The organism is Leptolyngbya sp. Heron Island J (assembly GCF_000482245.1).
Classification (GTDB): Bacteria; Cyanobacteriota; Cyanobacteriia; order Phormidesmidales; family Phormidesmidaceae; genus Leptothoe.
Genome location: NZ_AWNH01000039.1, coordinates 66,363 through 77,845, shown reverse-complemented (window position 1 = coordinate 77,845; position 11,483 = coordinate 66,363). Strand labels below are relative to the sequence as shown.

Sequence of the window (11,483 nt, the reverse complement as noted above, 5' to 3'; positions counted from 1 at the left end):
CCCCTGCTAACGGCTGATGGCATTGCTCAGCTCAACCAGGAGCTGATTAAACTCACATTGGTTCAAAGCTTGACAGGTCCTTCCCTGGTTGAGGAGCTAGGCGGACCACCTCGTTCAGCGGCAGATGTCATCGAGACTCCTGAAGAATTAACCGCGCCTGTCCCTAAAGCACCTGTAGAAGAAGAGCTCGAGACAGAAGATGCTGAACCTGCATTGTCTGCTCCATCACCTCAGTAGCCCTGATAGGATAACGTTCTACCGAGTTATCCCTAAAGACCAGCCCATGCCCGATGGCTTTCTCAACCTCCATAAACCTGCCGGATGGACATCCCACGACTGTGTCGCGAAGCTACGTCGTCTGCTCAAAACCAAAAAAATTGGTCATGCGGGCACTTTAGATCCGGCCGCAACAGGGGTGTTACCGCTGGCTGTGGGGCGAGCCACTCGTCTGCTGCAATATTTGCCCGGCGACAAAGCGTATCGAGCCGTAGTAAGGCTGGGGATAACCACTGACACCGATGATCTAGAAGGTACTATCCTGACTCAGACATCGGCCAGCCATCTTACTCAAACGGCTGTGGCTGAGCATCTGGCGCACTTTCGAGGAGAGATTCAGCAAATTCCTCCAATGTACAGTGCCATACATATCAAGGGACAGCGGCTATACGACCTGGCCCGCCGTGGTGATACCAATGTGGATGTGCCCAGTCGCAAGGTCGTGGTTCATCGCCTTGATGTTGTCGATTGGCAATCGGGTGATACCCCAACCATTACCTTGGATATTGTTTGCGGAGCCGGTACCTACATTCGCTCCATTGCCCGAGATCTCGGGCAGCGACTAGGGGTGGGAGGAACATTAGCTTCACTCCTACGCACCCAGAGCAGTGGGTTTACGCTAGAGACCAGTGTTTCCCTAGAAACTCTGGCCACCCAGTTAAAGTCGCTGCAACTTATTTCTCCAGCTGACGCCATGCAGCATTTACCGAAGATAATCTTATCTGCTGAGGCCGGTCGTCGGTGGTGTTTAGGACAGCGGCTACCCAGTACCCCCACCATTGAACTAGAACAGCCTTTACAAGTCGTTACCGAAACCTCCCCCTTCCTGGGTATCGGTGTATTCAGGCTCAAAGACGAGCACCCCTACTTAGTACCCAAAATGGTTTTTGAGCAACCTGGTTGACAAGAGTTTTATGGCGAAGCACGGCAGAATGAGACCAGAGGGATGAAGCAGGTGCCTGACGTAGTCACGTTGCCAGGCGCTAAATTGTCCTGACCAAACCGTCTCCTGTTATAACGCTCACTTTTTAACCTTGGTTTGCTCCAAATGTCCGTGCTTATTCGTAGTCGTATAAAAGAACCTGTAGATCTTAAGGAAACCAATCCAGGCGTAGATGTGTCTTTTGACTGTGCATCCCCGTGATTTTTACTAGCTAATTTTTGTCGTTCGCTGGGTAGACATCCATGGCTAACTGGGGCTCCTCCTCTGCACTCAAGCATTTTCAAAGGGGTGAAACAATTTTCTCTGAGGGAGACCCTGGAGATTGGGCCTACATCATTGAGTCGGGGCGGGTAGAAGTGGCGGTCAGCGTTGATGGGCGGCTGATTCCATTACGAATATTAACCAGTGGTGATGTCCTGGGTGAAATGGCTGTGATGGATACAGCCCCCCGCTCAGCCTCTGCCAAAGCCCTTGAGGAAACTGTCTGTGTTGCCATTTCAAGTCGGCAAATTTCAGAGCGGGTGCAAGAGGCTGATCCGATCGTCAAACTTTTGATGGATACTCTGCTCCATCGAATACGCAGTACTCCTCAGGTAACGGCCTCTAAGAAGGCTCGGCTGGCTACTGATTTTCAACCTCAGTCACCAGCGGAAAATAATCAGGTGCTCGATAAAATGCGCCTGGAATCAGAGCTAAGAGCTGCCTTAGATCACCAGCAACTTCGTCCTCACTATCAGCCTCTGGTCAATATTCAGACCCGTCAAATTCTGGGCTTCGAGGCCTTGATGCGTTGGTTTAGCCCTACCCGTGGCCACGTATCGCCTGGGGAATTTACCAGTATTGCCGAAGAAACATCACTGATTATTCCCATTGGTCAACACACGCTTCAGCAGGCGTGTCGTGATTTAAGTCAGTTGCAGAGGGGGTGCCCTGGTTGGCCACTGTTTATGAGCATTAACGTGGCACCTCGTCAGCTAGCTGAAGCGACCTTTTTAGGTGAATTGCAAACGATTATTGACCAGTACGGGCTCCAGCCATCGCAAATTAAACTTGAGGTGACAGAGCGGGTATTTATGGAAAATCCTGTTGCCCTTGAAATGCTGCAAGCCTGTCGACAGGCTGGGTTTTATATTGCTCTGGATGATTTTGGTACGGGATTCTCCAGTCTCAATTACCTGACGCGATTTGAGGTTGATGGTTTTAAAATCGATCGGGCATTTGTCCAGGAGATTTTGACTAATCAGCGCACTCAGGTTTTGCTAGAGAGCATGTTGGCCCTGGCCCATGGCTTAGGCATGGAAACAGTGGTAGAAGGCATTGAAACCTTAGAACAGTTAACAGTATTGCAACAGGCTGGCTGCGATATTGGCCAGGGATATCTGTTTGGTAAACCGTTGCCATTTGCTCAGATACAGCAGCTACTTGCGCAAGTGTTAACTCACAATCTAGTCACATCGTAGCGACCGGCCTGTTCTATTAACAGCGTCACGGATTGCTCAGAATTCTTATCTGTCAGAGCTAGCAATGACTGTTGCTGTCCAATGTCACTGTAGAGCAGGGTGCCAGTATCAGAAAAGATCATGACATTACCTGGTGAAATAGACAGCTCGGCAGGCAGCCCGTCGCGAAAGGAGATGAGGTGCTCCGGTGAGGCATCACCGGTAATATCTAACCTGGCATATTGCAAATAGGGATAAATTTGTGTGGTTTGCTCTGAGGTAAGGCCTAATTGTTGACCAACCGTAGCGACTATTAGGCTCTCGGGGCTAGGTGCTGCTGTACTGTCCTGGATGGTAGCTGTGGTAGAGCTGCCATTACCTGCGGCTGCTTCGTCTGGGGGACTATCTGGAGTTGAAGGGGGGCTGGGCGCAGGTTGCCAGGGAAGGGTAGATACCCACTGGAGACTGCTCGCTGTAGTTGCTAGTAGGGGGCCATCTACTTTGGGACCGGTTGCCAATAGTGTGATGCCTGTGCCGGTGAGCTTGACGCCATGAACCGTTAATCTAGCCATGGCTGTATTACTCTGAAAAAGTTGTAGTTGACGACGGAGATTGAGGGAGTCAGCCCAAAAGCTAGCGGCTGTGCTTGACGTGGGAGGTAAGCCCCAGCCTGAGCTATCTTGGAGCAGCTGTATGTCAATCTGGTACCAGGTTTGGCTCGGTACTAAGGTGGGCAGCGTTTGCGATCGCAGCCATCCATTCCCCGGTGTCTGTATTGCCCTCACCTGACCAATCAAACTGCGATAACGCCCTGCATCACCTGTTTCTAGTAACGATGCACTTGCTGTTGATAAATCTGTTGCTAGCTCAGTACTATCGGTATCAGCCCCATTTGCCAGACGACCATCCAAAGCCTGAAAACGCTCTAGTGTCTTGGGCGAACGAGAATGTTTCTGCAACCACTCCTCACCCGCTGTTGCCGACTGACGTGACGTCACTAACAACGCTGCCCAGATCTGGGTAGTAATATCCTCAGGATGTACCTGCAGGTGTGTGGTGACTCCGCGCCATAGGGCATCAAAATCTCGTTCTACTCGTTTGAGGGTAGATTCATAAATAGCTGGATTGTTTTCCAGCACCTTAAGCGCCTGATCCCAGTGACCGTGGATTAAATAGGCCAAAATATGCTGTTGCTGGCTGGACCAGGTTTGGTTGGCTTGGGCTTGGGTGCGTTCAGTATGCAATCGAATTAGATCAAGCTGGGCTTGGGCTGCGGGTGACCAGTTTTGGGCCAGGGTCTTTTTGGCCGACTGCATCATTTGTAGACTGTGGGACCAAACGCCTCCCTGGGCCAGACGCAGCGCCTTGTCATAAAGAGAAGTGTTCAGGTCTGAGCCATAGACCGAGCGATACAGCGAGATTTCCTGGAGCCGGGGAGGATTGTTAGGCACTAGCTGATAGAGCAAAAAGCTAGGGCGTAACCCAACGGTGTGATCGATCATCAATTGCTCGCCGGTGGTGCTGGTTTGCCAGCGAGGGGGCTGGCCAGCTGGGCTCGACCAGTTGAGTAGTCGATGTACCCGTTGGTTGTTGGCCTGATAGCTCAAAATCTGACCGTAGCGCATGACGGTGTTGCCATAGCGGCGCTGACCTTCGAAGAGGAGCCAGGGCCCTGACTCCAATTTGCTAGGCATCAGCTTTACTGAAGACAGGGGCGCGTCACTGTCCACACTGGCCACCTGGGAGGCGCTACCTACCAGCGGTGTGGTAATAAACGATTCTTTCATGGGCCGAATAGCGATCTGCTCGACCCGCTGTAGCTGATGCCCAAGCACGCGATACACCCACAGTTCTTGGATGGTTTTACCCTGGCTATCTAGGATGGGATAAAACCAGGCCTGAGGCTGGTCGATTGTAGGCCAGGGTAGGGGTTGACTGGCGGTGATGCCTTGCGATCGCATCTCTGCGCGAATTTCAGCCACTGTTTGCGGAGCCGCCTCAAAGCTATTTACCAAGCCCGGAAATGCCGTTTTCAGCCAATTGGGACTGTAAGGGTCAACAATCAGCTTGGCCCCCGACAGAATGATGAGCACAAAAAAAACGGCACCACTTCCCAGCGCTAGCCAACTTAAAAGTGGCCAGGGAATCCGCCCTGATGATGGGCGTACCAAAAGTTTGACCTGGGTGGTGGGTGGATTTGATTTGCTCAGACCCATGGAATGTGTGCGACCTCTGCCATTTTCCCTAGGAGGATAGCACCTGGGCGTATTTTTGCCCGAGGCTCTCCCAGTTAAATTCAGCTTCAATCATCTGCCGGGCATTTCGGGAGAGCATCTGGCGCAGGTTAGAATCTTCAAATAGACGGCTGATGGCCGTTACATATTCCTGGGGAGTATTGGCTCGCAAGGCTCGCAGCGGCATGCCCTCCACATCTACTTCCATGCCTTCCAAACCGCGATCGCTACCCACTACCGGCACACCGACTGCCATGGATTCTAGGGTTTTGGTTTTAATCCCGATACCGGCTCGTAGAGGTACCACACTCACTGTTGACTGCTGCAAACATTCTGTAATCGATGGCACTCGTCCAGTCACAGTCACACCGGGTAGGCTGTCCAATGCTTGTACAGCCGCCACTGGGCGGGTTCCCACTAGGCTTAATGTTGCCTCTGGGTAGCGCTGTTTGACCAAGGGAAAGATTTCCCGCGCCAGATAGCAGGCTGCATCTATGTTGTGGGATGAATCCATTGCGCCAATAAAGATTAAAGACTGACCGCCTGGATCTTGGGAGCGATAGAGGGAGGTTTCTAAATCAACACCCGTTGAAACAATGTTGATGTTGGCATCTGGGATGAGATTTTCAAGATGCTGACGATCGTGGGGTGTGGTTACCACCAGGTGGGTGAACTTAGCACAATATCGCTTCTCATACCGAGCTAAAAGAGGTAAATACAGCCGGTCGCGTCGGGGATTTTCTGAAGCCCCTGCCTCCAAATGGTCAAGCACCCAGCCATAGACAGAACTATGGATATCGGCGACCGTTTTTACCTGGTCGCGAAACTTAGGATGTACATACATTTCATTGACGCCGTGCTCACAAATCACAGCATCGTAGGACCCGGTTTCAACCTGCTGTGTGACCCAGGTATAGACCTCTGGGGAGAACCGGAAGGTGACGCTGGGTGGGGTACCGGTAATGACAAACTGAGCCAGTCGCAGCGCCTGCTTGAGCGGATTGCGATCTTTATTTGGGTCGTTCTTATTAGGTAGTGGAAAGGTTTTGACCTCTTTGACCCATTTTTTAAGGGTCTGGATATTGGCTTCAGTCGCATTAGGGGTTTGATGGGCGACTAGGGTGATGTCGTGGAGTGGACCAATCTGTCTGAGTAAGTTAAACGTGCGGACCTCAGCCGCTCCATGGCTGGGAGGATAGGGAAATGTATTGAGAGAAAGGACAAGCAGACGCATAAAGGTGGGTAAAAGGTAGGGCGGGCAGTGCACACCGTAAATAATTTAATCGCTTTCTAACCAGGCAATTTTGTCAGCCTCTTCCGGGAGCCTTGATTCCCGTTGGCCTAATGTGCGCGCACGAAAACAGTAAAGGCCGATGGGGGTCATAGCTAAATCGATCAGATCGGCTTTACCGACGAGAAGTTTTAGCAGGCCAGCAGGTAACTCTTTTGCTACCCACCGCATAGTGGCATAACGCACCTCGCGGGGCAGGAGTGGTCGCGTGAGTTTGATGCCATGGAGCTGATGCAAATAGCGATTGGACCGACCGTAGCGGTACCACTGTTTGTAGAGTTCTTTGAGGGTGGCTCGGTGGTGGTGCTGTACGACAGCTGATTCGTCATAGTGCAGTTGCCAACCCCCGTCTCGCTGTAGTCGCCAGCAAATGTCAGCATCGCCACCAGTGGTCATATGGGGGCGAAACAGGCCGATCTTTTCAAATGCACAGGCACGAACCGCAATATTGGCTGTCTGACCGTAGGGACAAAACGGATGATCCAGGGTGTCCTGCTGGGACATAATATTTTTCCGCTCGGCGTAACGTTCGAGCCAGGTAGTGCCAGGTAGGGCTATGATTTCGCCGACACATAAACCTACAGCACTGTCTTGAAACCCCTGGACCAGGTTTGCAAGCCAGGTGGCAGCGGGATAACAGTCGGCGTCGGTAAAGGCTAAAATCTCACCTGTCGCGGCGCGGATGCCTGTGTTGCGGGCTGCATAGGCGCTTTGGATTTCGGTTTCGCTGAGATGCTTGAGGGTGAGACCAGCGGCCTGGGCCTGGGTGACGGCCGCTTGCAGAATTTTTGGGGTGCGATCGCAACTATCATTATCTACCAATAAATATTCCACCCGGTTTGCTGGATAGGTTTGCGCCAGCAGACACTCAATCAAACCCGGTAAATCAGTTTCGCCATTGTAAATTGGCACAATCACCGAGACCGTTGGGCAAAAGGTAACGGGCTCGACAGGTATTTCGTTGGCAACCATGGAAGCTTGGGGCATTGGCTCTCAACTTAATCTACAGCGACATTTACAGGTAGTTTTGCCACCCATCCGTTGGGAATTAACATATGGCTAAATTAATAAGCGTCAAAGGTGTATGAAGCTGAATTAATTTTGGCAGGGCAAACAAAACAACTATGTTTGAACTCAGGGATCTTTATGTAATCCTTACTGAGATTAAAGACAGGTATTAAAACTAATCCTGTATCAACATTAGAATTTCGGATGACATCGATGACAGGGGCATGTTGACCATGTCATTGAAGCATTCTTCTATACTCATTAACCTTATAATTCCGGTGCCAAACGTTAGTATCTGCATTCCTACCTATAATCGGGCGCAAATTCTGCCCTATGCAGTGAATAGTGTTCTGAATCAAACCTATGGTGATTTTGAGCTGCTCATCTGTGACGATGCCTCTCCCGATAATACGGCGGAGGTCGTTGCCCAGTGGGATGATCCGCGCATTCGCTATATCCGCCATCCTCAAAACATTAAACGTAGTCGCAACATGCGGTCAGGTTATGAGGCTGCCCAGGGACAATATTTCATCAAGTTTGATGATGATGATGCCCTGACGCCCACATTTTTGGAACGTACTGTGGCAGTGATGGAGAGCCAGCCGGATGTGGATTTTGTCTGCACTGACCACTGGGTGATCAATGCCCGTAATGAGCGCGATCAGGCGGCTACAGCGGTCAACTCCGCCAAGTGGGGGAAAGATCGCTTAGCTGAAGCCGTAATCGATGATTTACTCAAAGAAACGTTTGTTCGCCAGAGTTTGCAGGTGGGGTCTACACTTTTTCGCAAAGATTGCCTCCGCACAGTGGACTTTATGAGATTTGAGGCGGATGGCTGCGAAGACTTTGACTTGTTAGTCAGACTGGCTGCTGTTGGCAAAACCGGTTTTTTTATTCCCGAAAAGCTGATGGAATATCGATTTCACGGTGGTCAAACCAGTCTGAAGCAGGATATTCACTTTTTGTCTGCCAAGATTTTTTGTTTAGAGAGCTATCGGTTTCCTGAGCGTCCCGAGCTAGAAACCATCCGTTTTGCTAAGCTGGCAGGTCTAAAACAGGTGCTGGCGATGCGTCTAATTGAAAAAGGTGAAGCTCAACGTGGTCGCCAGCTAATTCAAGAGCTAGCAGCCTTAGGGCCACTATCCTCTAAAGCCAAGTTGGGTCAGTTGCTATCTTACTTGCCCTTAAGGCTGCGCCAGCTAGCCTTTCAAGGGTTTCGTCAATTACGACCGGAAGACTACAGTGAGCGGGTGCGAAATGCAGCGGGCTAAACAGTGGGGACCGGATTTCAAAGTTCTGGTTGGGCTGGGGTTAGCTTACAGCTTGACTCAATGTGCTGCGCCGCCAGCACCAGTGGCGACACCTCAAAAACTAGCAGCGATGCCTCAACCGGTCCTGACTATCCAAGGTTGGCCTGATAACAATGCTCCTGTAGCACAGGTCCATGTAGTGACTATCCCGCCAAACTATCCGATAGAGGTAGCCGTGAGTGGACAGCTAAAAACGGTCGAGGAGTTTGCAGCTGACACGGGGGCTATGGCTGTTCTCAACGGCGGTTTTTTTGATCCAGCTAATGGGCAAACCACTTCATTTGTGACGGTGAATGGTGCTCTGGTGGCTGACCCACGTGATAACAACCGCTTGATGGATAACCCCGATCTAACGGTCTACATGGAGCAAATTCTGAATCGCTCTGAGTTCCGTCGCTACAGGTGTGGTGATGACATTCGCTACGATATTACGTTCCATAATGCGCCGCTGCCAGCAAATTGCAAATTGCACAGTGCCCTTGGTGCAGGCCCTCAGCTTTTGCCAGATACTGCTCAAACCGAAGGCTTTATTGATTTTGCAGACGGTAGTTTAATGCGTGATGCTATCGGCAGCCAGCAGCGTAATGCCCGTAGCGCCATCGGCATGAGGTCAGACGGCACGTTAGTGTGGGTGATGGTCTCCCAAACTAAGCCAGATGGTGGCATGACCCTGGCAGAATTGGCAGAGTTAATGACAACTTTGAATGTCCAAAAGGCACTGAATCTGGATGGGGGTAGTTCATCCTCGCTGGCATGGTCAGCGCTTGATGGGTTGGCTGACAGCTATTACGGTCGCTTAGATCCAATAGGGCAACCCATCAAGCGACCCGTCAAATCAGTACTATTGCTGCCTGGACAAGATGATTTAAATACTGGCCAGACACGATGATTCAACGAGATATCTAGGAGTCGCTTGGGTAAACATCCGCATGTTGTAAATAACCCAGCTGAATCAACACCCAGCAAATAACGCCATAAACGATGCCTGCTGAAATCAAAATTTTGTAACCTGGGTCAACCACGACTTGCATGGCCGGTGGCGTGAGGATGAGTCCTGACAGGGTGGAGGTAGCGACGGAGGTAATAATAAAACTGAATGAGCTAATGATTCGTTTAGCTCTTCTGGTGCCTGGTTTTGGGGCAAACCTAACTTTAGTAAATAATGAACGAAAACTTTCTATCAAGACTTCTACCCAAGGCCAAAGACGCATACCAGCTATAAAGGCGACGGGAAACATAAAGAACCCGACGAGACCACTCCACTGAGAGTGGGGAGCGACTAAGGCGGTTAGATGAGTGCCGCTAAAGCTGCCACCAAATAAGAGTGTTGCTGATGTAAAAAAATTAACTGTTGGTCTTGGCGTTGGGGACGATGACATTAGGACTGGCCGATGTGGGTTGGTCTGTTACGTTTACAGACTGAGAACGATGATGTACGGAAAACCATCATGAACTTATGAACAAATGTTCTTTACAAAACCACATGTAGCAATGCCTGTGTCTAATGTTTCTGGCTTGGTCAGTAGGGTTAAAACAGATATACGCTGAGGGCATGGGGCATGGGTAAAACAATCAATGCCAACAGCACCATTGCCATCAATCCCAGGGCGTCGCGAACACCATCTAGCTCACTGAGGTCATCCAGGGCCGGATCGTCTCGACTGGACATGAATATTAGTAAGAGCGCCCACAACAAATATTCTGGCTGAATAAACGCCATGGCAGCGACCAAAACCCGAGCGATGTTACCAATGGCGGCACCGCCCCAACGACCGTACATGGCATGGACAATATGACCGCCATCAAGCTGCCCCACTGGCATTAAATTGAGGGCTGTGAGCACCAGACCGAGACAGCCTGCGATCGCAACCGAATGTAAAGAGATCGCATGATCAATTTGTAAGCTATCTCCCAGGGTCAACTTACTCAACAGGGCCAGTAAGATTGAGCCCTTTGGGTCTAAAGCTTGAAAATTAAACAGACTTGCCTCTGCAGTCAGATCCACTATTTGCGAATGAGCTAAGCCCCAGGTGACAACTGGCAAAGAGACCAGAAACCCGGCCAATGGACCGGCTATCCCCAGGTCAAATAGGGCACGACGGTGAGGAGCAGGGGCTTTAATCCGGACAAACGCTCCTACTGTACCGAGAAAATAGGGAACTGGAATAAAGAAGGGGGCTGATGCAGGGATATGGTGGCGACGAGCCATGGCATAGTGTGCTAATTCTCGTACAGCCAAAATCATCATCACTGCCAGACTGTAGCCTAGACCTTTAACCAAAATCCCTGGCTGCGATCGCAGTTCCGAGAACGATAGGTCACCCACCAGTAGCAACCCGGCCAGAGTTGTGGTGCCCAGGGTCAAGATAAATAGCACCAGGGATACCAGCCAGCCACTGCCCTTTGAGGCGTTAGCAGTAGATCGATTAGGGACCAGAGTAAAGATGGGATGGCCGTTACGTTCTTCTTGCAAAACAACTAAAAACTGATTGCCAAATTGCGATCGCACATTTTGCTGCACAGTACTGTGGGCCACAGCTGGTGTTGCCTTAAGCCGCCCGCGACAAACCATCATTTGCTGACGTTGCTCAATCGTCTGTAGAAAGTAAACAGACCAGGGAAAACACGCCCGTAAACGTTCCTCATCTTCCCGTGCCATTAGCATGGGGGAAGGGGACGGTTTGGGGCGAGGTAGGTTGGAGGTTCTTTTTCCGTCGGGTTGGGGGCGTCGTCCTAGCAATACCACCCACATATATATCAGTGGGCAAATTACAAACAACCCTAAGATCAACACGGGCGGTGGAGTATAGCGACCATATCTCAGTACCCATGCCGTCAGTGAAAAAATGGGTGTCATAATAATGAGCCATAGCAGCCACACGGGTGAACGAGTCATGGTCGCAATGCCACGACGAATGACCCAGTAGGTCAAGATTCCCAGTAATATCGATAACAGTACAAATGTCATAAAGCCACAATGCA

The 11,483-nt window shown here is 50.7% G+C and carries 10 protein-coding genes; 5 read left to right on the top strand and 5 right to left on the bottom strand.

The features are described from left to right. From N836_RS76480 to N836_RS51185, 3 genes are all read left to right on the top strand, one after another. On the top strand, window positions 1-237 hold a 237-nt coding region (locus N836_RS76480), incomplete at its 5' end, for a hypothetical protein (protein WP_031292631.1). Then, window positions 200-1,180 (top strand): tRNA pseudouridine(55) synthase TruB, encoded by a 981-nt coding sequence (gene truB, locus N836_RS51190; protein ID WP_235071087.1) that lies wholly within the window; start codon window positions 200-202, stop codon window positions 1,178-1,180. The genes N836_RS76480 and truB, both read left to right, overlap by 38 nt. A 281-nt stretch (window positions 1,181-1,461) precedes the next feature. Further along, window positions 1,462-2,679: an EAL domain-containing protein gene (locus N836_RS51185; protein ID WP_023072562.1), complete on the top strand. Its 1,218-nt coding sequence runs from the start codon at window positions 1,462-1,464 to the stop codon at window positions 2,677-2,679. Here the strand turns inward: N836_RS51185 and N836_RS51180 are convergent. Genes N836_RS51180 through N836_RS51170 form a run of 3 tightly spaced genes read right to left on the bottom strand, consistent with a single transcriptional unit; the run spans window position 2,658 to window position 7,170 of the window. Then, the gene (locus N836_RS51180) at window positions 2,658-4,874 is read right to left on the bottom strand and encodes a hypothetical protein (RefSeq protein WP_023072561.1); all 2,217 of its coding nucleotides are present in this window, start codon (window positions 4,872-4,874) and stop codon (window positions 2,658-2,660) included. The genes N836_RS51185 and N836_RS51180 overlap by 22 nt on opposite strands. A 28-nt stretch (window positions 4,875-4,902) precedes the next feature. Then, a complete protein-coding gene (locus N836_RS51175) occupies window positions 4,903-6,126 on the bottom strand; it encodes a glycosyltransferase (RefSeq protein ID WP_023072560.1) in 1,224 nt (407 codons plus the stop codon). A 45-nt stretch (window positions 6,127-6,171) separates the two neighbouring features. Then, window positions 6,172-7,170 (bottom strand): glycosyltransferase, encoded by a 999-nt coding sequence (locus N836_RS51170; RefSeq protein WP_023072559.1) that lies wholly within the window; start codon window positions 7,168-7,170, stop codon window positions 6,172-6,174. 299 nt (window positions 7,171-7,469) lie between these two features. Here N836_RS51170 and N836_RS51165 point away from each other — a divergent pair, with 299 nt between their 5' ends. After that, a complete protein-coding gene (locus N836_RS51165) occupies window positions 7,470-8,462 on the top strand; it encodes a glycosyltransferase family 2 protein (RefSeq protein ID WP_031292626.1) in 993 nt (330 codons plus the stop codon). Beyond that, window positions 8,449-9,390: a phosphodiester glycosidase family protein gene (locus N836_RS51160; RefSeq protein ID WP_023072557.1), complete on the top strand. Its 942-nt coding sequence runs from the start codon at window positions 8,449-8,451 to the stop codon at window positions 9,388-9,390. The genes N836_RS51165 and N836_RS51160 overlap by 14 nt, the downstream gene beginning before the upstream one ends. Window positions 9,391-9,403: 13 nt before the next feature. On the opposite strand, the gene N836_RS75790 is transcribed toward N836_RS51160, so the two are convergent. Then, a complete protein-coding gene (locus N836_RS75790; protein WP_152532123.1) occupies window positions 9,404-9,880 on the bottom strand; it encodes a hypothetical protein in 477 nt (158 codons plus the stop codon). A 149-nt stretch (window positions 9,881-10,029) separates the two neighbouring features. Next, window positions 10,030-11,469, bottom strand: coding sequence for a site-2 protease family protein (locus tag N836_RS51150; RefSeq protein ID WP_023072554.1), 1,440 nt, complete (start codon window positions 11,467-11,469; stop codon window positions 10,030-10,032). Window positions 11,470-11,483: the final 14 nt, after the last annotated feature.

Coding starts and splice junctions, on each gene's coding strand:
- truB (WP_235071087.1), top strand. CDS start 200: ATGCTGAACCTGCATTGTCTGCTCCATCACCTCAGTAGCCCTGATAGG.
- N836_RS51185 (WP_023072562.1), top strand. CDS start 1,462: ATGGCTAACTGGGGCTCCTCCTCTGCACTCAAGCATTTTCAAAGGGGT.
- N836_RS51180 (WP_023072561.1), bottom strand. CDS start 4,874: ATGGGTCTGAGCAAATCAAATCCACCCACCACCCAGGTCAAACTTTTG.
- N836_RS51175 (WP_023072560.1), bottom strand. CDS start 6,126: ATGCGTCTGCTTGTCCTTTCTCTCAATACATTTCCCTATCCTCCCAGC.
- N836_RS51170 (WP_023072559.1), bottom strand. CDS start 7,170: ATGCCCCAAGCTTCCATGGTTGCCAACGAAATACCTGTCGAGCCCGTT.
- N836_RS51160 (WP_023072557.1), top strand. CDS start 8,449: ATGCAGCGGGCTAAACAGTGGGGACCGGATTTCAAAGTTCTGGTTGGG.
- N836_RS75790 (WP_152532123.1), bottom strand. CDS start 9,880: ATGTCATCGTCCCCAACGCCAAGACCAACAGTTAATTTTTTTACATCA.
- N836_RS51150 (WP_023072554.1), bottom strand. CDS start 11,469: ATGACATTTGTACTGTTATCGATATTACTGGGAATCTTGACCTACTGG.